This window comes from Ruegeria sp. AD11(2025) (assembly GCF_056542405.1).
In genome coordinates, this window is sequence record NZ_JBQFZU010000002.1 from 167631 (window position 1) to 186682 (window position 19052).

The 19052-nt window shown below is 54.7% G+C and carries 22 protein-coding genes; 9 read left to right on the forward strand and 13 right to left on the reverse strand.

The annotated features are described in order from the left end of the window. Positions 1–39: 39 nt before the first annotated feature. Positions 40–1275, reverse strand: a complete 1236-nt coding sequence (locus tag ACR1XY_RS02660; protein ID WP_480589649.1) for a hypothetical protein — start codon at positions 1273–1275, stop codon at positions 40–42. Further along, on the reverse strand, positions 1272–1748 hold the full coding sequence (locus tag ACR1XY_RS02665; protein WP_480589650.1) for a plasmid mobilization protein: 477 nt from the start codon (positions 1746–1748) through the stop codon (positions 1272–1274). The genes ACR1XY_RS02660 and ACR1XY_RS02665 overlap by 4 nt, the downstream gene beginning before the upstream one ends. 469 nt (positions 1749–2217) lie before the next feature. Between ACR1XY_RS02665 and ACR1XY_RS02670 the strand changes: the two genes are divergently transcribed. Both ACR1XY_RS02670 and ACR1XY_RS02675 read left to right on the forward strand, forming a co-directional pair. Continuing rightward, positions 2218–2388 (forward strand): hypothetical protein, encoded by a 171-nt coding sequence (locus ACR1XY_RS02670; RefSeq protein WP_480449969.1) that lies wholly within the window; start codon positions 2218–2220, stop codon positions 2386–2388. Beyond that, complete coding sequence (locus ACR1XY_RS02675; RefSeq protein ID WP_480449968.1) at positions 2385–2594, forward strand: hypothetical protein; 210 nt, start codon at positions 2385–2387, stop codon at positions 2592–2594. Before ACR1XY_RS02670 ends, ACR1XY_RS02675 begins: the two co-directional genes overlap by 4 nt. Here the strand turns inward: ACR1XY_RS02675 and ACR1XY_RS02680 are convergent, their stop codons facing one another. The 9 genes from ACR1XY_RS02680 to ACR1XY_RS02720 form a co-directional block, all read right to left on the reverse strand. Beyond that, positions 2595–3065, reverse strand: coding sequence for a hypothetical protein (locus ACR1XY_RS02680; protein WP_480589651.1), 471 nt, complete (start codon positions 3063–3065; stop codon positions 2595–2597). Between the two features lie 46 nt (positions 3066–3111). Beyond that, the gene (locus tag ACR1XY_RS02685; protein ID WP_480589652.1) at positions 3112–3342 is read right to left on the reverse strand and encodes a hypothetical protein; all 231 of its coding nucleotides are present in this window, start codon (positions 3340–3342) and stop codon (positions 3112–3114) included. Next, on the reverse strand, positions 3339–3611 hold the full coding sequence (locus tag ACR1XY_RS02690; protein ID WP_480589653.1) for a hypothetical protein: 273 nt from the start codon (positions 3609–3611) through the stop codon (positions 3339–3341). The genes ACR1XY_RS02685 and ACR1XY_RS02690 overlap by 4 nt, the downstream gene beginning before the upstream one ends. After that, the gene (locus ACR1XY_RS02695; RefSeq protein ID WP_480589654.1) at positions 3599–4054 is read right to left on the reverse strand and encodes a hypothetical protein; all 456 of its coding nucleotides are present in this window, start codon (positions 4052–4054) and stop codon (positions 3599–3601) included. Before ACR1XY_RS02695 ends, ACR1XY_RS02690 begins: the two co-directional genes overlap by 13 nt. A gap of 15 nt (positions 4055–4069) precedes the next feature. Further along, positions 4070–4297 carry a hypothetical protein gene (locus ACR1XY_RS02700; protein ID WP_170716965.1) on the reverse strand — a complete coding sequence of 76 codons (228 nt, stop codon included), beginning with the start codon at positions 4295–4297 and terminating at the stop codon, positions 4070–4072. 229 nt (positions 4298–4526) lie between these two features. Beyond that, on the reverse strand, positions 4527–6629 hold the full coding sequence (locus tag ACR1XY_RS02705) for a VapE domain-containing protein (RefSeq protein ID WP_480589655.1): 2103 nt from the start codon (positions 6627–6629) through the stop codon (positions 4527–4529). After that, positions 6626–6901: a helix-turn-helix transcriptional regulator gene (locus ACR1XY_RS02710; RefSeq protein ID WP_480449962.1), complete on the reverse strand. Its 276-nt coding sequence runs from the start codon at positions 6899–6901 to the stop codon at positions 6626–6628. Before ACR1XY_RS02710 ends, ACR1XY_RS02705 begins: the two co-directional genes overlap by 4 nt. A gap of 91 nt (positions 6902–6992) precedes the next feature. Beyond that, on the reverse strand, positions 6993–7847 hold the full coding sequence (locus tag ACR1XY_RS02715; protein WP_480589656.1) for a hypothetical protein: 855 nt from the start codon (positions 7845–7847) through the stop codon (positions 6993–6995). A 70-nt stretch (positions 7848–7917) separates the two neighbouring features. After that, positions 7918–9093 carry a tyrosine-type recombinase/integrase gene (locus ACR1XY_RS02720; protein ID WP_480449960.1) on the reverse strand — a complete coding sequence of 392 codons (1176 nt, stop codon included), beginning with the start codon at positions 9091–9093 and terminating at the stop codon, positions 7918–7920. Between the two features lie 322 nt (positions 9094–9415). Between ACR1XY_RS02720 and ACR1XY_RS02725 the strand changes: the two genes are divergently transcribed. From ACR1XY_RS02725 to ACR1XY_RS02745, 5 genes are all read left to right on the forward strand, one after another. After that, the gene (locus ACR1XY_RS02725; RefSeq protein WP_480589657.1) at positions 9416–10399 is read left to right on the forward strand and encodes a glycosyltransferase family 2 protein; all 984 of its coding nucleotides are present in this window, start codon (positions 9416–9418) and stop codon (positions 10397–10399) included. 5 nt (positions 10400–10404) lie between these two features. Further along, entirely contained in the window at positions 10405–11340 is a 936-nt protein-coding gene (locus tag ACR1XY_RS02730) for a hypothetical protein (RefSeq protein WP_480589658.1), read from the forward strand. Beyond that, positions 11337–13325, forward strand: a complete 1989-nt coding sequence (locus ACR1XY_RS02735) for a hypothetical protein (protein WP_480589659.1) — start codon at positions 11337–11339, stop codon at positions 13323–13325. The genes ACR1XY_RS02730 and ACR1XY_RS02735 overlap by 4 nt, the downstream gene beginning before the upstream one ends. A gap of 136 nt (positions 13326–13461) precedes the next feature. Beyond that, positions 13462–14460 carry a glycosyltransferase family 2 protein gene (locus ACR1XY_RS02740; protein WP_480589660.1) on the forward strand — a complete coding sequence of 333 codons (999 nt, stop codon included), beginning with the start codon at positions 13462–13464 and terminating at the stop codon, positions 14458–14460. 31 nt (positions 14461–14491) lie between these two features. Beyond that, positions 14492–15475, forward strand: a complete 984-nt coding sequence (locus tag ACR1XY_RS02745) for a hypothetical protein (RefSeq protein ID WP_480589661.1) — start codon at positions 14492–14494, stop codon at positions 15473–15475. A 3-nt stretch (positions 15476–15478) separates the two neighbouring features. Here the strand turns inward: ACR1XY_RS02745 and ACR1XY_RS02750 are convergent, their stop codons facing one another. Further along, complete coding sequence (locus ACR1XY_RS02750; protein WP_480589662.1) at positions 15479–15784, reverse strand: DUF6476 family protein; 306 nt, start codon at positions 15782–15784, stop codon at positions 15479–15481. On the opposite strand from ACR1XY_RS02750, the gene ACR1XY_RS02755 reads away from it, so the two are divergent. Then, on the forward strand, positions 15783–16817 hold the full coding sequence (locus ACR1XY_RS02755) for an RluA family pseudouridine synthase (RefSeq protein WP_480589663.1): 1035 nt from the start codon (positions 15783–15785) through the stop codon (positions 16815–16817). The genes ACR1XY_RS02750 and ACR1XY_RS02755 overlap by 2 nt on opposite strands. A 145-nt stretch (positions 16818–16962) precedes the next feature. Further along, positions 16963–17859 (forward strand): RNA polymerase sigma factor RpoH, encoded by an 897-nt coding sequence (gene rpoH / locus ACR1XY_RS02760; protein WP_170324581.1) that lies wholly within the window; start codon positions 16963–16965, stop codon positions 17857–17859. A gap of 48 nt (positions 17860–17907) precedes the next feature. On the opposite strand, the gene ACR1XY_RS02765 is transcribed toward rpoH, so the two are convergent. After that, a complete protein-coding gene (locus ACR1XY_RS02765) occupies positions 17908–18987 on the reverse strand; it encodes a fasciclin domain-containing protein (protein WP_480589664.1) in 1080 nt (359 codons plus the stop codon). Between the last annotated feature and the right edge of the window lie 65 nt (positions 18988–19052).

The window sequence follows — 19052 nt, forward strand, 5'->3', positions numbered from 1 at the left end:
GCAACCTGCCACTCAACCCGATTTTCCTGCAAGGATTTTCTAGACTAACGTCATGCCGTCAGATCTATGGGTGGCCCGTTTGAGCGCGGCATTTGCCTTCTCTATTTGTTTTCGAAGTATTGCGGCCAGCTTGCGAAGCAAGTTCGGATCGCCGGGGTCTGGGATCGGTTCAATGCCAGTCGAAGTTACATCGTCTGAGCGGTTATCTGCAAACTGTGCCGCCAGTGGCCGCAAACTTATCGCTGCCAGTGTCAGTTCCTTACTCTCTTTCAGCTCCTGCTGATTGCCTGAAAGATTTTCAGAAGAGCGTTCATGCGAGCTATTATGGCCTGGTTGCTCTGGTGAATCTGCTCCTGCCCTTGGATGATCTGCGATAGCAGGTCCCGCAAAGTTTGGTCGGGAGCGGGCTTTGTTGGCTCTGAGTTCATGTAATATCTCCTGTGTTTTTGAAATGAATTTGGCTACGTCTTGGGCTTTGATTTTCAAAGTTCTGTTTGCGTTGTGATCGCGGATGCCTTCCGGGGTTTCGATCATAATCCGGCTTCGACCGCGTCCTTCGGGAATGGCGTCGGCCAGCTCTAGCCATTCGCGCTCGATCAGCTCGGCCAGCTTGGCGGGCTGCTGGTCACGGGGCAGGGCGGCAATGGTTGTGAGCTGGTGGCGTAAGGCTGGCAGGTCAAAACCTGATCGCTTGGCCTGCTGGTGCTGATCGTTGGAAAAGGCAGCTCTGGGGCGCTCGTCGTCGCCCAGCTCAGCGGCCAGGCGGTCGGCCAGCTCGTCTTTGCCTTGTTCTCGCAATCTCATTTCAGCAAAAGCATTGTTCGCGCCGCTGGTGAGCTGGTGGCCGAATTGCAGTTCGCAAAGGCGGCTAACAGCTTCGTCTTTCGCCTTGCCGCGGAAAAGCTTGTAAGTCTTGCCGGTCACACTGTTCTGAGCTGGTCGCACTAAGTGATAATGCTTTTGGGTCGATCCATCTGCGCGCTTGCTTTCGTGCATCGCCAGCGTTTCAGGATCATCTCTATCGAATCCGAACTCCTCGCGGATCGCGGCGACGGTCGCGGCCAGCTCGTCGGGTGTCAGCGCTTCGTCAGGACTGATGATGATGTGCAACAGGCCGTTTTTGCGGCCTCTGAGCTGTGCAAAATCGTCGGCGACTAAGAGCTGATCATTGCTGGATGTCAGGACGTCGACGCGCTCGTTGTCGCCCTCTGCAACCACATAGTTGCAGATGCGGGGGCCATCGCCTGCGCTTATGCCACCCGTCTTGATTATCATCCGGCGTCTAACTCGTCGGATGTGTCAGTGGCGGCGGGCTTCAGCTTCTTCAGCTCGGCGCGCAGCTCGGCCAGTGGTTTGGCAAAGGCTCTGCGGCTCTGATCCAGAACGCGGCCCATCGCCTCGAATTGGGTGGCAGTCAGGGTGCCGGATTGCTGAGCCTCATTGATCGAGTGTTGACATTGGTTAATGTTCGTAGCGATGCCGACAAGCTGGCGGGCGATGGCCTCCAACTTCGAGCTGTTCGGCGGCGCAAATGTGGTCCTGCCGAACGTCATGAAACGAACGTAGTCAGCTTGTGATAGCTCGTTTCGATGCGCCCATGTTTTCAATCGGGCGGCGTCGTCTGGGGTCAAGCGCATCTTGAAAACATGCGTCCTGTTTGGCGGTTGGCCCGGTGCGGGCCCAGGGGCCGCAGGGTCAACGCTCTGCGGGGTCTCAGGGGCAATAGGGTCCATCATAAAAATCCTCATTATTCTGTGGCCCGCCACAGGGGGTCAAGGGGGAATGCAACTCCCCTTTGCAAGTGTTCGTCGGTCCCGGAGGGGCTTGACGATCCCACTTGCTCTTTCCTAAACCCCCAAATGTTCAGGCGCTGATTTGTAAATTGCAGTGAAACATTAAAATGCAAATTCAGAGGGATAGCGGGCCACATGAAAGGGTCACAAAGAGAACTGTGGACCGGTGGGAACGGAGGGCCACAAATTGGAAAAAGAAGAGATTCCCCAGCGTGAATCTGGCGAGATTATCACAGCAAAAGAAGCGTTTCGCCGGTGGCTGCTATAGGCAGTTTGTTCCCCGCATTTGCGGGGGGCAGAAGCCATGTTTTCGGACGTGGTTGCAGGGTGGGCCTCATGGCTCACCCTGAAATGTTTATAGAACATTAAAGCCAGCTTGCGTTCCGCCTCGATCTGCACACCTGCAAGGCAGGAGGATCAGGCAATGAAATTTGAAGAATTTGAGCTGAAAAGAGCAATGGATACGGCGTTGCGCGAACATTTTGAGCTGCAAAGAACGATCATTGATCATCTGGAAAGGAGCGAAAAGCGGGAACGTGCGCTGTTAGCTATTTTTGGTGAAGCGCTGCTACAAGAGACGGGTGGCAGGAAATGAATATTATCACGGTGATGTTCAACATGTTCGCCATCAGTTCGAAGGAGCTGCGGCGAGCATTTGCTCGGGCGGTTGGCCGCCCTTCAGGAGTTGGGTTTCGGAAGAATAAGAAAACGGTGGCAACTGCGCGGATGTTGTTGCTGGCATATGCGGCAGCTCATCGAGCGCGCCGGGACATTGCCTTTTTCAGCGGTCCAGGGATGTGATCAGCGCGGGCCTAGTTCGCGGTTGATGATCCCTGCAATATCGACCGCGCCTGGGTCTTCTGGATGGTCGATCTCGTCGCCAATTTCTTCCAAAATCTCAGAAATTCTCAGCTTGGTTTTAGCCTGAATAAACTGCCACCATTCGCGGTTACGCTCGGGCAGATGCGCAAGCTGTTTCACGGCTTCTGCGACCGTCACAGCCTCTGTTTCGATCAGGGCGGGGCGTAGTCGTTCGATCTGGTCAGGTGTCATGAATTGGGGCCGGATACGGCCAGCCATTGCTGCGGCGTCCACCGCTGCGGAGTCGTCAAAATTGCAGGGGTGTGTTTCAAGATTTTTGGTCATTAGATGCATATGTGCCAGCCAATGAAAGAGACGTTTAGAAGTCCTCAACTTGCCGCCCCGAGCAGCAAGGGCAGGTCTTGTATTTTGTGCGGTGACTGCAATTTGAGATTCAGCAACTGTTAGCATGGCGGGGGCAGGTCTCAGGGTCGGGGTAGAAGTGCCTCGGCCCTTTTTATTCGTCGTTGTCCTCAATCTCGATCTGGCCACATCTCTGGCACTCCCATTCGCGGCTTGTTTCGGTGAATGCGACGGTGTGTTTGGTCTGCTCGTCGCACACGTGGCATTTAAGGTTTGCCATTGAGAAATTTGCACCGTGTTTTAGGCCGAAGAGGGCAACGATTGCTTCGTCGAACTCGTTGTCGACCCCGCCTTTTGAGCTTGCAAATCCGAAAACGTGGTTCATCGCGGGGCCATACTTGTTAGAGGGGTGATCGCTTCTTCCAGCTCAGTTTGTGTTGCGCGAAGTCGCTTAATTACGCCAAGGATTCTATTGCGGACCTCTGGCGCAAGATTGCTTGTTAGCTCGCTTTCCAGCGCCACGATGAAACCGCCAATCACTCCGATCATTGCAACCGCCAAATCGTTGAACTCAGCGCCGTTTTCGTTGACTTTTGCGAGAACAAAGTGAGCTGACTTTAACGCAGCTTCTGCTGCTTCGATTATTTCTGACATTCGATTACCTTCGGCAACTTAGTTATTTGTTTCTTATTTTTTTCAAAGTTTTTGTCACTGACGGTTTCAATAAAACTTCGCAGGTGTGTGAGCGCTTCACGGTTTGAAGTGTTGTCGCCGCCATAATTCAGGATGTGTTCTAGAACCGCAAGCCAAGCGCCAGATTTGATCCTCGTCCGAATATGTCCTCTGGGCTGCCGCTGAACGATTACGTGCCAGATCGAGCCTCCTAGGTAGTGTACCTGTCCCCTCTTACCCTCAATGTTCTCAACAATTGGTCCAATAGCACCAATAGGTATATTCACTTCGCCTACCTCATCGTACCGCTGGTAATATTCCGCTACTAACACTTCGCTGAACTTCTTGAGCTTCTGTGAGGTTTCATCTGTGCAGTTACTTTCGGTTGCGGATATCATGTCTGTGTTTGGGCCTTTGGTAGTCATGCTCTGCCTCTTTCTTTATTGTGCTAAACTGCGGTAGCGCAGATGTAGCGACTGGTAGATGTCGCACAACTCGCGATGCAGCCTGTTGTAGCGCATGTCGATTTTTGTCAGGTTTAGGCAGTCCGGTGGCGAGATGTGATCGCACAGGATGTTCAGCGCTTCCTCAATCTCGAGGGCGCGGACTTCTAACTCGGCGGTTTTTATTGCATCGCGGATGCAGTCAAGGGCTGTGATTTTGGTCATTCGGTTTTCCTCTTTGGAGAGTTCGTTCAGAATGTCTAGGGAACGAAATGGACCGCTGTTTAGCAGCGCTCACATAGCTGTATGCGCAAGTTGCTTTCTTCAGTGAAGCGAGTGAAGAGTTTTTCCTTGAATGGAAGAATCTTCAACAAAGTGCCTAATAACATGCACTTATCTGTTGTGTTGGGTTTTGGCTTTCTCTGCCTCACCTTCTTCACCACCTTCACCATCTTCACTTCGCCTTCATCGATTTGTCGTCGGGAACAAACCTCACAGCTCCCTTTCCTTCACCTGAAGTGATACGTCCGGCTCTTTTCCATCCCTGTGCCACCAATTCTTGTGCGACCCGCTTGGCTAAAAGCGGTGTCATGTCGGCGCGCTTAACACCCATCTTGCTCAACACCTGCTTGGCAGTCACTTCCGTGTGGCCGTGCACCGCCTTACAAATATCTTCACTCCAAGGATCGATGGGACGGCGATTTGAAGCTTCTTTGCGAGCAATTTTCTCCGCCTCACCTTCGAGCCACCATCTCTCACCTTGACGATATAACTCGACGGCCTCGGCCCAAATCTGGTCTCGGTCGCGGGCAAGTGCATTGATGTCAATTTCTCCAACACGGACAGGCCAAAATCGGCGTCCACCGGTTTCGTCACGTTGCCAATCTTCTTTGTTGGTTGTGCCAGCGAATACGCATCGACGGGGTTCGCTAACCTCCTCACGACCATAAGCCGGACGGAATGTTTCCACCTGCCTCGAAATGAATGCTTTAACCGCATCCACTTCTCTCCGCATCGCCTCTAGTTCGCCGACTTCGATTACCCACTTTCCACGCAAAAAACTTGAAGCATCCTTGGTCCCCATCGCTGGAAGAGCATCGCTGAACCAGTCAACGCCGGTCAGAGTTGCCAAGGCGGTAGATTTTTTTCGTCCTTGGGAGCCCTCTAAAACCAGCATATGATCAGCTTTGCACCCCGGTGAAAGGCCGCGAGCAACTGCTGAAATGCACCAACGCTTGCCCGCCTCGGAAGAAAAAACACTTGGTTCTGCTCCGCAATAAGCGCTTAACCAAGTGTTTAAACGCTCCTCTCCGTCCCAAATTAAGTTGTTTAGATAATCTTGGAGGGGATCAAAGTAATTGTCGCGGCAGGTCTTTCGTACAGCTCCTTGAACAATATCCATGCTGGTTCGTGGAAAGCCATTTCGATTGAACCAGCATTGAACAGCTACGTAGTCATCATCTTCGAGAGGACGAGGAGAGCTACCTGCTTTTTGTCCAGGAATTGGCCTCAACAAGTACTTTTGCGCGGTGAACCCATTGTAAGCTAAAACACCTGACCATTCTGGGTGTTGGGAAAGCAGAGTAAGTGCATTTGCTGGGTTAAAGAACGGACGACCTTTGTCGTCCCGAACTAGGCTCAGTTCGCTATGGCGGAACTTTAGTTCCGTGTTTTCTTTTCTTTGTTTGGGGCCTCTGGGTTTCTCGATACCAGCCTTAAAACCACTATCGATGGTGCGCCAAGTTTCCAAGGAGTCGAGGCCAATGGCACAAGCTGCTGCCTCCAGTCGCTCACGAACCAATGCTTCACCTAAGTGACCGCCAGAGACGACCTCAAACAGTGCGGACGCAGATTTGAACAACTGATGATTGCGACCGCCTACTGGTGTGGCGAGTAGTGCAGCTAGTTCAGATTGCAACGCCGCTTGTGCCCAACGGTTGTCGATGTCGGCATTCAAGCTGTGCCTGGGTTCAGCCTTTTCCTTTTCTGGCTTCAACACTGACTTCAGCAGCCAGTCTGGGCATTCGGCTAATTCGAACAATCCAGGTGGGTTCTTCCAGCGGTATCTTTGGTCAAACCCAGGCCGGACGGAAGGCACTCCTAATACCATCCCTCCATCAGCGCGTACGTCCACACCTGGTGCTACTTGGCCTGCCGAGTTGCGAATATTAGTGCCTTCCGGCCACTTGAAGTATAAATGCCAAGAGCCGGTGGGACTGAGGGCTTCCACCGTTTCAGGCAGAGTTCCGTTGGCATCGATGAGGGAGAGCAAGTTGGAGATCCCATCTGTCTTGTGCCCTTGCAGTGTATCCGCCTCGATCACAAAAAAACCGGACTTTGGTCCCGTGACGATTCCAACATTAGCGGATGGCCATTTCTGCCAGTCCCTCGCAATTACACCTTGGTCCGTAGTAGCGCCCCATTTTTGACCGCCACAGTGTTTCTCGGATTTGTAAGACTTTTTCTCTCCGGGCGGCACGGGAAAAACATGCCACCCTCGAGCAGCGTACTCAGCCGCCGATTTAGCGATGCTGGTATAATCAGTGCGCATGTTCATTGAAAATTTCCGGTCAATGGCGAGACAAAGGAGGCTGGCTCAGTTTTCTGAGGTGCAAGAAGTACTTTCTTCGCGGCTTCAGGTTCAAAGCGCCTGGATTTGGCGTCCTCGATGACCTCCACAATCTCCGAGCGAGGCCAGCGTGACAGGCATCCGATTTTGACAGCCGGTGGTACTGTGCCATCGGCAACCCTGCGCCAAAATGTTGGCACTGAGATTTGAAGATACTGCGCGCTCTCAGAGGCGGTAAGAAGTGGATCGATGTTGTCCATTGATCAGCCCTTTCATGTTGTGACTTGGGCTGATCCTGAACGATGAATTCGTTGCAACGAACTACTTAGCGTTGCGAATTATTTGAATGAATTATAAACGGACTGTTTTTAATTTAGTTTTCAGTACGTTGAAGCTCAGCTTAGGCCCACCTTTCGGCCCAGGTTTGCCTAATTTGACATTTTCCCTAGCAGCATCAGCCCAAATTACATTCCACGAAGCGTCTTTCATCTTGGGAGCCAATTTTTGCTTGATTTCTTGCTTGTTCCACCTTCCCTCGATGCTCAAAGTAAGGATGTCGTGGACCAAGAGCGCATCGTAATCCATCGGAATATCTAGTTTTGCTTTCTTGAGATCTTCAAAAAACCTGCCGAAATCCGACCCTGCGAATGTGATCGGTTGATAAAGCTGCGCTCCGTACAAGATCCGCAGATTAGAGTTCGCGCCATGCGATCCTTTGCCTAGAGAAGGTAGGTACTTCAAATGCCCTGATCCAACTGTTCCAATACGGACATCGATATGAGTGTTCGCAGGCCCAGTTTCGTTGTCTGGACGTCGGAATAGTTCCGCACTGACAGCTGCCGAACCGCCAGTAGGCATCAAAACTTCTGCCTTGTGTTTATTAGAGCTTACGAAATCCCAAGTGAAATCTTGAGCAAGCGTCAAAAAATGGTTGTAGAAGTAGTCCCAAGCTTCATCGTCCTTGTAGAAACCACTTACGGCAGGAGCGTCAAGAAAAGTCGGCGCTGGGAAGCCACTCTGTTTTTCTTTAGGTTTCTCTTTCAACTCGTAAACAGTTCTTTTTCGCCCACCAGGGAGCATCAATATCGCAGGATCATAGTCTTCTTCTTGCCCTACAATTTCTGAGGCGGCGTAGTAGTTAGGCTCGTCTTCGCGCACATCACCATCGGGATCCCATCTGAAGGTTGGCATTTTGCTTTCGATCAAGGACAGGACTTTTGAGTGGATGTCGTAGAGCGACGTTCTGGTTCGGTCGTTTACAAACAATTGCTGGCCTTCATGTCTTGGTTGCGAAGCTGGTTACGTGTTTCGCCCACTTCTCCATTAGAGGGCGACGTTTATCGAGAAACTGGGTTCGACGGTAAGCATCCATAACTTTGTTCCCGCTTGAGTGAGCCAAGGCAGCTTCTGAGATGTGCTCGGGAGTATTCGTGGCTTCTTCGCACCAATCGCGAAAGCTTGACCGAAATCCGTGAGGTCGGGCATCTAAGTCCCTTCGTTCCATCAACCTTGCCATTGTGGCGTCGCTTAAAACGCCTTTTCGTTTGGCTGGAAACAAATAACCGTTTCGCGCAAATGGCTTCGCCAATTTGACTACATGTTGGGCTTCTTTCGAAAGTGGGACACGAAAGTCATCATCTTCGCCAACCTTGGATTTCATTTTCTCATGGGGAATGGTCCATAAATCTGATGAAAGTTCCTCCGTCCGCAAGAAGCGGATGGGCCCTGATCGCATTGCGGTAAGTATTAGCAGGCGTAAGGCAAGATGTGTCGGTGTCGGCTCGACGAGACTAGCGTAGAAGTCAGGCACATCTTTCCAGTGCATCGCAGGGATGTGTTTTACTTTGTGGCGCTGTTTCCCAAGCAGGATTTTTGCCTTCGCAACCGCCTGAAGGTTAACATCGATATCGTGTGCGGACGCATGGCGAATACAAATTCCCAATCGTTCAATAGCCTTTTGGGCTGTGGATGCTTTTTCGTGCCAAATAGGCTGGAGGGTGTTCCGAATATCGTTTTGGTCGATTAGAGAGACTGGCATCGAACCCAGCTTAGGAAGAACATGAAGCTCTAACGGACTAAACCAGCGTCCCGCTTCACCGTCGTTTTTTAGCTCGGCCTTTCGAGCTTCGAAGGCGTCTTGAGCTATATCGCGAAGCAGGTACAAATCTCGCGCGGCTTCCTTTTTTTGTTTCTCCCTCTCTTTGATCGGGTCCTTGCCTTCTCGTAGAACTTTTCTCCACTTTTCTGCTTCATTCCGTGCCTCTTTCAGCGAGACTTCTCGGGCGGAGCCTAAGCCCATTTCTCGTCTGCGGCGGTACAATACATACCGGAGAAACCATTGAGCCCCGCCGTCAGCGCGTTTGTGCAACCAGAGGCCGCCGCCGTCGGAGTACTTTCCAGGTGGTGAGTTCTTTACTTTAAGTGCGGTAAGTTTATGAAGCGCTCTCGTCATTTATCCACCTTAGTGTCCACCTTTTGCCGCGAGGTTTGATGATGGCTATTGATAGATCCTGAGATTAAAAGAGGCAAGTAACTATCTAAAAATAAAAAATAAAAATGAATAACGCTGCTCGTTGAGATCGGCTGATTTTAGGTGATACGTGATTTCGAAGCGTCTCGACCGCACCATTCTCATCAGACAATCTGGCGATTTGCCCGTTGGGGCGGGTAGAGGTGCACCAGTTTGCCCTGGATTATCCTTGTCGTGATTTCCTGTCTCGCCCACGCCCTCGGGGTTGTGTATGACGAACGTCAATACAAGTTGGGAAGTTTTGATGTCGCAGGCCATAACCGTATTCACCACGATGAAGAACGAAGGCCCCTACATGCTGGAATGGGTTGCGTTTCATAAGACGTTGGGTGTCGATCACTTTGTGATTTTCACCAATGACTGCGATGACGGCACCGACGATATCGCTCGCAGATTGCAGGAACTGGGGCTGGCCACCCACGTCTCGAACGAGGTGAAAGAGGGTGGTAACCCACAGCATCAGATGTTGCGGCGGGCGCGGCGTCAGCCCAAGGTGAAAGAAGCCGACTGGCTGCTGTGTCTGGATGTGGATGAGTTCTGGAATATCCGCCACGGCGACAACAGCTTTGACGCATTGATCGCCGAGGTCGAAAGCCGAGCAGGTCAGCCGGTGGATGCGATCTCATTCGCGTGGAAACTGTTTGGAAGCTCCGGAAATATCAGCTTTGAAGACCGGCCTGTAACCGAAGCCTTTGCGATGGGGGATCAGGAGTTTCCCTATCACTCGGGCCGGGCCTATGGTTTGAAAACCCTGTTCCGCAACAATGGCAAGTTCACCCGGTTCGGGCCGCATCGTCCGAAGGGTGTGGAAGAGGGCAAGGAAGGCGAGGTCGCTTGGTCGGATGCCGGAGGTAAACTGTTCCCAGCCGAGAAGGTTGGCTGGCGTGCATGGCGCAATTTCGATCATTCGCTTGGTCGTCTGCACCACTATTCGGTCCGGTCTCTGGACGGTTTTCTGATCAAGCGCGACCGGGGCCGGACCAACCATATCAAGGTGGATCAGGGACAGTCCTACTGGCAGGACATGAACGCCAACAAAGAAACCGACCCGTCCATTCAGCCCATCGCACGGCGTGCGGCACCTCTGCTGGCAGAGCTGAAAGCAGACCCGGTGCTGCGTGAATTGCACGCGCAGGCCTGCGATTGGCACCGCGCAAAAATCGCCGAGATCAAAACGCGCCCGGATTGGGTGGATTTCCGGATGTGGTTGGCGGATAATCTCACCTGAGGATCATGGCAGACGACCTTTCGAAAGAGCAGCTTAAGCCAGAACACCCCGACCGCAAGACGGGGTACGAGCGTATTTTGACCGATCCCGCGCCGCCGTGGTTTGTTGAGCTTTATCCGGGCGGCGACGGTTCCGGGTTCCTGCAAAAGCTGGAACGCCATTCGGTTTTGTTTCACCAGCGTTCCGCGTCACAACTGGTTGTCAGTTTTGACAATATCGCCAATGCCAACGATCTGTCTTTTGCGCGCGAACCCTGGGGCTGGAAGTTCTTTCGTGATGAAGGCTGGTCTCATATGGGGGTCTTTGCGCGCACCAAGGCGTGGTATCGCGACCCCGAGATCATCTCGTATTTTCAGAGCCGCGCGGCTGAGGGGTTTTTCGACAACTTTGATCAAGTCGTCTTTGCCGGTGCTTCGATGGGCGGCTTCGGGGCGCTGACCTTTTCCGAACTGGTGCCCGGCGCGCATGTGGTTGCGTTCAACCCGCAGACCACGCTGGATGAACGTCTGGTGCCGTGGGAAACCCGGTATCGTTTTGGTCAGGTTCAGGACTGGGACCTGCCTTTGGGGGACGCAGCGCAGACAGTGAAGGCGGCGGGTAGGGCCTATGTGTTCTATGACCCCTTTTTCGAGCTCGACCGGCGGCAGGTCACGCGGTTGCAGGGGGAAAACGTCATTTTGCTCAAGACGTGGTTTTCGAACCACTTCGCTGCACCGATGCTGCGCAAACTGGATATCCTCAAGCCGGTAATGCTGAAGGCGATGGACGGTACGCTAACGACGGGTGAGTTTTACCGGATGATGCGCGCGCGCCGCCGTCTGCCCATGGTTATGCGCGCCATCGAGGCGCAGGCAGGCGAGAGTCACCCGGTATTGGTGCGGCAGGCCCGCCAGAGGTTCCGAACGCTGCGTCGCGCTGCATTGGACGGGAACTCCTCATGACGCGAGAAAAAGGGGTATTCATCGGACAGCGCAAGGACCGCATGGGCGCGCGCCTGTTGATGATGCTGACCTGCATCCGTCTGGCCGAGGATTTTGACACTTCATACAAAGTGAACTGGTTTCCGCAGGGATCGGACGCGCCCGAGCTGGATCAGCCGCAGGAACTGTTCGCGCAGGACTGGATGAATGCGCGCTTTCTCAGCGCCAAGGCATTCGACCGCCTTACCAGAAAGGCCCTGCCCATCTGGACCTTTCGGGGCGACAAAACTCCGGATCGCCTGATTGCACATCTCAATGCGGGCCGCTCGGTTCTGGTCGAGGAAGGGTTCGAGGTGCTGGCCTTCCCCTGGGAGGATATAGAGACGATCCGCCCGCGATACCGGGACTTTATCCATCAGATCGGCTTTACGGACGAGATCCGCGCCATGATGGCAAGCGCCGATGAGAAACTGTCCGGGCAAGGGGTGTCGGCCTACCACATCCGGCGGGGTGACATTCTGAACGGGTTGCCTTGGAAGCACACGACGTGGCCCGCCAAGATTGAACCGGAGGAGTTGTACGAGGCGCATCTAGAAAAAAACTCCGGGCAAACGGCCATCATGTTTTCAGATCAGCCGGAGCTGATCACCCGGTTTCAAACGCGGTACCCTAAGCTATTGCGGATGTCAGACATCGCGGATGTCTCTGATCTGACGCGGGCGCAGCGCGATTTTCTTGAACTGTACACGATGTCACGGGCCGAGCAGGTGGTCGCGCCTTACATATCAGCGTTTTCAATGGCCGCTGCCCGGATATCGGGGCGGCAACGCCTAGTGTTCAAGAATGTCCTGTCCGACGATGAAATCTCTGTTGCCAATCATCGTGTGGTTGATCGTGTTTCCAAGGGGCCCAATGCCTTTTTGAACCCGTCTGAGGCAGCACATATCTATGCCAAGGCCGCTCAATATCTGTGCGCGCAGGATGAAATAGAAAAAGCCTACGAATTGGCGCGGCCCATACTGGACGAAGGGGCCGACAACGCGTTCATGCCGCTGTTGCAGGCTATGAACTGTTTCTACCTGTCAAAGTGGAAGGAATGCGAAAAGCTGGCCGCAGCCGGGCTGGCCAACGGGAACCTGTGGTCCGAAGACTATGCCGTATTGCTTGCATTGCGCGCGGCCACACTGGGGGCGCAAAAGAAACGGTGGTCTGCCAGCCGTTATTTGGCGCGGGCGTTCTGGGGCAAGCCATTACGTCCCGATGTTGCAGTGCTGGCGTCCCGAATGCTGTACCGCGATCAGGTTTCCGCCCGGCTGTTTCCACCAACGGACTGGCAGGTGCAGAGACAGGTTCGTCGACGGCGTTTCCCACCATTCAACAATCTGTACTTGGTGCAGCACAAGGTACTGGTCAGGCAGCCCTGCAATTTCGATTTCATCTTGTTGGATTGGGCCGATCTAGCATTGGATCAAAAAGCTCGCAGGATTCTTGATGATCGTTCTCGTTTGGAGCGCTTGAGCGAAGGGTTCGACGGTTTTGTGGGTACAAGTGCTGATAACCCGGGTGTTCTGGCGGGCAGGGCTGTACTGCACTGGCAATTGGACGCCATTAGCCTATCGCAAGCCATTGATGCTATGCGGAAAATTACGTCCGACTGGCCGGAAAACCCGCTCTATCATAAAAGGCTGTCAGTGCTTTACGAAGCGGATGGTGATTTGCCCCGCGCCCGGATGACACTGGCCGAAGCTGTGGCGTGTGATCCCGGAAACCCGTTTCTGGTTTTCGCGATGGGGAAGTTTCTGGAAAGGAATGAGACCGTCGAGCAAGGGCAAAACCAGATCGTTCAGGCGGCTGACCTCGATGACAACTCAGCGGTTATTCAGGGGGAAGCCGGTCAAATATACCTGCGGCGGGGCAAAAAGGGCAAGGCAAGGTCATACCTGCAAAAAGCGCATGACCTGTTTCCGCCATTCAAGCGTTTTGCGAACCAACTGGCCCGTACATGATGAGAAAGACGCAGGTCTTCAATACGAAGCTTATTACTCTTGGCTGTTGTGCCCAGTAAGCCTAGGCTGTGGCCCGAGCGAAAGCCGCAGGGTTTCGGGCGCAGGTTCAATAAGCGGTAAAACACGAGGCGAATAAGTGTCTGACCACGATCCCCGATTCATAAGCGTGACCCCGATGAAGAACGAGGGTCCCTTTGTGCTGGAGTGGGTGGCCCATTGCCGCGCAATCGGTATCGACCAGATTGTCGTGATGACCAATGACTGCACCGATGGCACGGACGCCCTGCTGCAGCGGTTGGATGAAAGGGGCATCCTGACCCATGTCGACAACAATGCACGCCGCCAGAGCAATCCGCAAAAACGGGCCTACAGGAAATTCCTGAAGATGGAGATCGCGCGGCCTCAGGACTGGGTTCTCGTGATTGACGCCGACGAACACATCAACATCAAAACCGGGAATAACACGCTGAGGGCGCTGACCGATGCGATTCCGGACGCGAAAATGATCTCGATGACGTGGCGGCTGTTCGGGAATGCAGGTGTCGTTCGGTATGAAGACCGATTCCTGTCGGATCAGTTTCGACGCGCGGCACAGCAGAAAAAGCACCGACCGCCGCAAGCCTGGGGGTTCAAGACAATGTTCCGGCGTGAGCTTTGGAACACCCTGGGCGTTCACAGGCCAAAGCGGCCCACGGTCGAGTCCATGGAAGAGTGCCATTGGTACAACGGATCGGGGCAGTTGATGCCGGACCGGTATTTTACCGGCAGCTGGCGGTCTGCGCGGGATTCCATTGGCTATGATCTGGTCCAGATCAACCACTATGCGCTGAAGTCCTGCGAAAGCTACCTAGTCAAGAAACTACGCGGCCGCGCCCACCATACGGGGGAAAGCCTTGGCATGGAGTATTGGGACATGATGAACCATAACGCCAAGGAAGATGGCTCGATTGATGCCATCCTCGACCGCAAGCGCGAGCAGTATTACGAACTGCTCTCAGACCCCGAGACGTCCCGTTTGCACCGCATGTCCTGCGACCTGCACAGACAGAAGATTGCGCAGCTGCGTGAACAACCCGAGATGCAGGGCCTGATGCAGCGGATGACGGCGGGTTTTACGGCCAGTCACAGCGAATGATCGGGATCAAATCTGAAACAGGAGGCATCTGATGCTTTGGCTGCATTTGGGTATGCCCAAGACCGGCACGACTGCGCTTCAGGGATATGTGCAGCAGAACAGGGTACAGCTTGCCGATGTAGGGTTGCGCTATATGGAAACCGGGCGGCGGCGCCGTGAAGGCCAAGGCCGTCTTGCGATCAGCCACAACATCATTGCCTTTCACATGAACCAGACCAATCAACCGATGGACTCGTTTCGTGAGGCAATGGCCATCGAATATGACGCGCACAGAGATCAGACCTGCCTGGTGTCATCCGAAATGTTCTATAACTGCGACCTGAGCAGGTTGGCGCAGGTCTTTGCGGAAATCCCCTCGCGCGAGCTGCGGGTCACCTACTATTGCCGCAGGTATTCCGATTTCCTCGAAGCTGACTACAAGCAACGTGCCAAGAACGGCCGGTTGGGGGGGAGTGCAACCGACTATGTCGGGAACTTGCTGAGCAGGATCAAGGCTGATCCGGGGATTTACAGCTTTTCGGCAAAGCTGGATCGAATCCGTCAGGCTTTTCCGGGGGTCGCCATCGTGCCGGTTCTTTATGATCGTTCTCAGATGGTGCAGGGGAATGTGGTCGACGATTTCATGTCGCGTATCGGTGTGTCTTTGCCCGGCGAAGTGGTGGTCGATCAACCTTCGAACCTGTCGCATTCGCGAGCCGCCAGCGAGGCCTTTGGCATCGTGTCCAGGGCGCTCGGGCGTCAGGAAAGCCGTCGTCTGCGCCGACGCGTGGTCGAAGATCCGGTCATGATCCGGAGGTACGACGTTTTGGAACCGGATGAGCGGGCCTGGCTGGACGAATTCGTAGCCAGCCACGATGTCGCGTTCCGGCAAGAGTTTTTTCCCGAACGCCCTCAGATGTTCGACCCGGTTGAGTTGAGCGACGAGGATCAGAAATTCCGTCGCGACACGGCCCAGGAATACGATGCCCTGCGCCGCGCGTCCGAGATCGTGTTCCGCATGGCGCTGGAGAACTGAGAGTCAGGGCTCGATAGTGATTTCCTGACGCTGGCGGCCGGTGGTCTTGTCAAAGATCAGAATGCGGTTGTCATCCGTCACCACCGCGTACCAGTTGTTGCCGATGGTTACGGCCTGCGCCTTCGCGCCATCGGGCAGTTCGACTTGTTCCGGCAGGGCGGGGGTTCTATCCGATAGTCGGATGACAATCAGCGCGAATGTCACTAGAACCCCGCCAATCATCACCGCGGTCAGCAGCATGACCATTCTCCGTAGCAGGCGAAGCTGCGGCGTTTCCTGCGGTTCTTGGGGTTCGGAAGGGACAGTCATGAGCACCCGTCAGATTGAGTTTCATATCGCGGCCGATCCGCCGCCACGCCTTGATAAGGCGCTTTCGCGCGATGTGCCAGCCGAGGAAAACCTGTCACGCACGCGATTGGCCAAGCTGATCGATGAAGGCGCCGTGCGGATCGACGGGACCGTGGTGCGCGACCCCAAGGCTAAGATGGCGGAAGGCACAACCGTGGTCATCACTGTGGCCGAGGCCGAGGACAGCCATATCGGTCCCGAGGATATCCCGTTGGAGGTGGTATTCGAGGACGCTGATCTGATCGTTATCAACAAACCGGCGGGTATGGTCGTGCACCCTGCGCCGGGTTCTCCGAACGGGACACTTGTGAACGCGTTGTTGCATCATTGCGGCGACGACCTGTCTGGCGTTGGTGGAGTGAAACGCCCCGGAATCGTGCATCGTATCGACAAGGAAACCAGTGGCTTGCTGGTGGTCGCGAAATCGGATGCGGCACATCATGGGCTGGCGGCGCAGTTCGAGGCGCACACAGTCGAGCGGTATTACCGAGCCATTTGCTACGGCGTGCCTGATGCGATTGACCCGCGTCTGCGTGGGGTGAAGGGGGTTAGCTTCGAGCCTGGAAACATCATGCGTCTGACCACTCAGTTGGCGCGGCACAAGACCGACCGGCAAAGACAGGCAGTGCTGTTTCACGGTGGTCGCCACGCGGTTACTCGGGCGCGCGTGGTCGAGGCATTCGGCATTCCGGCGGGGTTGGCGCTGATCGAATGCTGGCTGGAGACCGGCCGCACGCACCAGATTCGCGTCCACATGGCCCATGCCGGGCATGGGTTGGTGGGTGATCCTGTCTATGGGGGTAAGCGCAAACTGGCGGCCAAGGCGTTCAGCGCCGTAACCTCCGAAGCCGTCCGCGCCTTCCCACGCCAAGCACTTCACGCTGCCGTTTTGGGTTTTGAACACCCGGTGACGGGGGAAAACCTGCGCTTTGAGGCCGAATTGCCGGAAGACATGCAAAAACTGATTGAACAGCTTCGCGCGCCGCTGACATAATGCGCAAAGTTCCGTGAATAAGACTTTCTTAGGTTTCCTTTATCAATCGTTAATTCCAAACTGTTAACGGTACCTCTTGAACGGATTGGGAAGACCTCCCATATCCATGTTAACGACTTAAACATTTGTCGGAGGGACATGAAACATGGCAAATTACGCAAATCTCCCCGCGCCGACGCCGGAAGGCGGTCTGAACCGCTATATGCAGGAAATTCGCAAGTTCCCGCTGCTGGAACCGGAAGAAGAGTACATGCTCGCCAAGCGTTGGGTGGAAGAGCAAGATACTGAATCGGCTCATAAAATGGTCACCTCGCACCTGCGACTGGCGGCCAAGATCGCTATGGGGTATCGCGGTTACGGCCTACCGCAGGCCGAGGTGATTTCCGAGGCCAACGTGGGCCTGATGCAGGCGGTCAAACGGTTCGACCCGGAAAAGGGTTTCCGTCTGGCGACCTATGCGATGTGGTGGATCCGCGCCTCGATCCAGGAATACATCCTGCGGTCGTGGTCTTTGGTGAAACTGGGAACGACCTCGGCGCAGAAGAAGCTGTTTTTCAATCTGCGCAAGGCCAAGGCGCGCATCGGTGCGCTGGAAGAGGGTGACCTGCGACCTGAAAACGTCGCGCAGATCGCCAATGATCTGGGCGTGACCGAGGAAGAAGTCATCAGCATGAACCGCCGGATGTCCGGTGGCGATGCTTCGCTGAACGCGACCGTCGGGTCCGAGGGTGAAGGCACCATGCAGTGGCAGGACTGGCTTGAGGATGAAGATGCCGACCAGGCTGGCGACTATGAAGCGCGTGACGAACTGGATGCGCGGCGTGAGTTGCTGGCGGCTGCTTTGGACGTGCTGAACGATCGGGAAAAGGATATCCTGACGCAGCGCCGTCTGATGGATCAGCCCGTCACGCTGGAAGAACTGAGCACGCAGTACAATGTCAGCCGCGAGCGCATTCGCCAGATCGAAGTCCGTGCCTTCGAGAAGCTGCAGAAAAAGATGCGTGAACTGGCGCGTGAAAAAGGAATGCTGGGCACGGTCTGAGACCTGCCCAAGCTAAGAAAGCCCGCCTTTCACGGCGGGCTTTTTTTGTTACGCGAATACAAAATCGCTCTCGGACAACTGGCCGGCCCGCACGCCAAGCAGGTCTATGCTGTCGCCATCTCCCAACTCGATGGTTGTGCTGAAGAAACCGCCCGAGATATGGTCTTCGATGTCCTCAAAGCTGTGAATGCCGTCATAGGCGCTGAGGTCGATTTTGTCCTTGCCAACCTGGAAGTCGAGGATGAGGTCTTCTCCGTCGCCATCGTCGAAGAAGAAGGTGTCGTGCCCGCGACCACCAACCAGAAAGTCATCGTTGGCTCCGCCATCGATCAGATCCTTTCCACGACCGCCAAAGATAGAGTCTTCGCCTTCATCACCGCGCAGGATGTCCTTGCCGCGGCCACCAAAGATGGTGTCATGCCCAGTGCCGCCCAAGGCGACATCATTGCCGCGCCCGGCAACGATAAAATCACTGCCGCCGCCGCCATGCACAAAGTCCTGACCGCGTCCGGTAAAATGAAACTCGTCCGAGTCGTCACCAATAATGAAGTCTGTGTTCTTCTGCCCCAGAATTCCGGTAACCGAGACCGGAAGCAGTACGCCGTCAAGCACGTGGATGATCCCGTTCGAAGCTTCGACGTCGAAGGCAATGAGACCCGGGTCCGCAATGCCCGGATCCGCGTCTTCCAGGCTTGGAGGCGAACTCAGCAGGTTCAGTTCCAGACTTGTTCCCAGCAAGGTTTCGATCTGGGCGCCGTCACCAAGACTGACAACGGCATCTTTGGTGAAAGAACCGTCAACGACGTGGTATTGCAGGATATTGGTCAGCAGGGGCAGGGGGTCACCGCCGCCCAGAAGGGTTAGCGCCTTCACGATGTGCCCAAGCGCCCCGGCCTCATCCGTGCCGCCAAAGCCCAAGGTCTGCGCCAAGGCCACGAAGGCAGCATCCGTTGGTGCAAATACGGTCAGATCGACCGCGTCGCTGTCCAGTGTCCCTGCAAGTCCCGCCGCGATTACGGCTTCACGGAGGATGTCGAAATCCCCGCCGTTGTTGTCAAATGTTCCCGGGTCTCCGCTGATCTGAATAACGCGTTCCGTGATCGTAGGTCCGTCTGTCATTTCTGGCATTTCGGTTCATCTCCCACCCTAGTTGCCACCTTTGACAGGGAAAGGGCTTGCAAAAGCACCTCTTC

Bases quoted from the DNA above. Each gene is read 5' to 3' on its own strand.
- ACR1XY_RS02660 (WP_480589649.1), bottom strand. From the start codon at position 1,275: ATGATAATCAAGACGGGTGGCATAAGCGCAGGCGATGGCCCCCGCATC.
- ACR1XY_RS02665 (WP_480589650.1), bottom strand. From the start codon at position 1,748: ATGAGGATTTTTATGATGGACCCTATTGCCCCTGAGACCCCGCAGAGC.
- ACR1XY_RS02670 (WP_480449969.1), top strand. From the start codon at position 2,218: ATGAAATTTGAAGAATTTGAGCTGAAAAGAGCAATGGATACGGCGTTG.
- ACR1XY_RS02675 (WP_480449968.1), top strand. From the start codon at position 2,385: ATGAATATTATCACGGTGATGTTCAACATGTTCGCCATCAGTTCGAAG.
- ACR1XY_RS02680 (WP_480589651.1), bottom strand. From the start codon at position 3,065: ATGCTAACAGTTGCTGAATCTCAAATTGCAGTCACCGCACAAAATACA.
- ACR1XY_RS02685 (WP_480589652.1), bottom strand. From the start codon at position 3,342: ATGAACCACGTTTTCGGATTTGCAAGCTCAAAAGGCGGGGTCGACAAC.
- ACR1XY_RS02690 (WP_480589653.1), bottom strand. From the start codon at position 3,611: ATGTCAGAAATAATCGAAGCAGCAGAAGCTGCGTTAAAGTCAGCTCAC.
- ACR1XY_RS02695 (WP_480589654.1), bottom strand. From the start codon at position 4,054: ATGACTACCAAAGGCCCAAACACAGACATGATATCCGCAACCGAAAGT.
- ACR1XY_RS02700 (WP_170716965.1), bottom strand. From the start codon at position 4,297: ATGACCAAAATCACAGCCCTTGACTGCATCCGCGATGCAATAAAAACC.
- ACR1XY_RS02705 (WP_480589655.1), bottom strand. From the start codon at position 6,629: ATGAACATGCGCACTGATTATACCAGCATCGCTAAATCGGCGGCTGAG.
- ACR1XY_RS02710 (WP_480449962.1), bottom strand. From the start codon at position 6,901: ATGGACAACATCGATCCACTTCTTACCGCCTCTGAGAGCGCGCAGTAT.
- ACR1XY_RS02720 (WP_480449960.1), bottom strand. From the start codon at position 9,093: ATGACGAGAGCGCTTCATAAACTTACCGCACTTAAAGTAAAGAACTCA.
- ACR1XY_RS02725 (WP_480589657.1), top strand. From the start codon at position 9,416: ATGTCGCAGGCCATAACCGTATTCACCACGATGAAGAACGAAGGCCCC.
- ACR1XY_RS02730 (WP_480589658.1), top strand. From the start codon at position 10,405: ATGGCAGACGACCTTTCGAAAGAGCAGCTTAAGCCAGAACACCCCGAC.
- ACR1XY_RS02735 (WP_480589659.1), top strand. From the start codon at position 11,337: ATGACGCGAGAAAAAGGGGTATTCATCGGACAGCGCAAGGACCGCATG.
- ACR1XY_RS02745 (WP_480589661.1), top strand. From the start codon at position 14,492: ATGCTTTGGCTGCATTTGGGTATGCCCAAGACCGGCACGACTGCGCTT.
- ACR1XY_RS02755 (WP_480589663.1), top strand. From the start codon at position 15,783: ATGAGCACCCGTCAGATTGAGTTTCATATCGCGGCCGATCCGCCGCCA.
- ACR1XY_RS02750 (WP_480589662.1), bottom strand. From the start codon at position 15,784: ATGACTGTCCCTTCCGAACCCCAAGAACCGCAGGAAACGCCGCAGCTT.
- rpoH (WP_170324581.1), top strand. From the start codon at position 16,963: ATGGCAAATTACGCAAATCTCCCCGCGCCGACGCCGGAAGGCGGTCTG.
- ACR1XY_RS02765 (WP_480589664.1), bottom strand. From the start codon at position 18,987: ATGCCAGAAATGACAGACGGACCTACGATCACGGAACGCGTTATTCAG.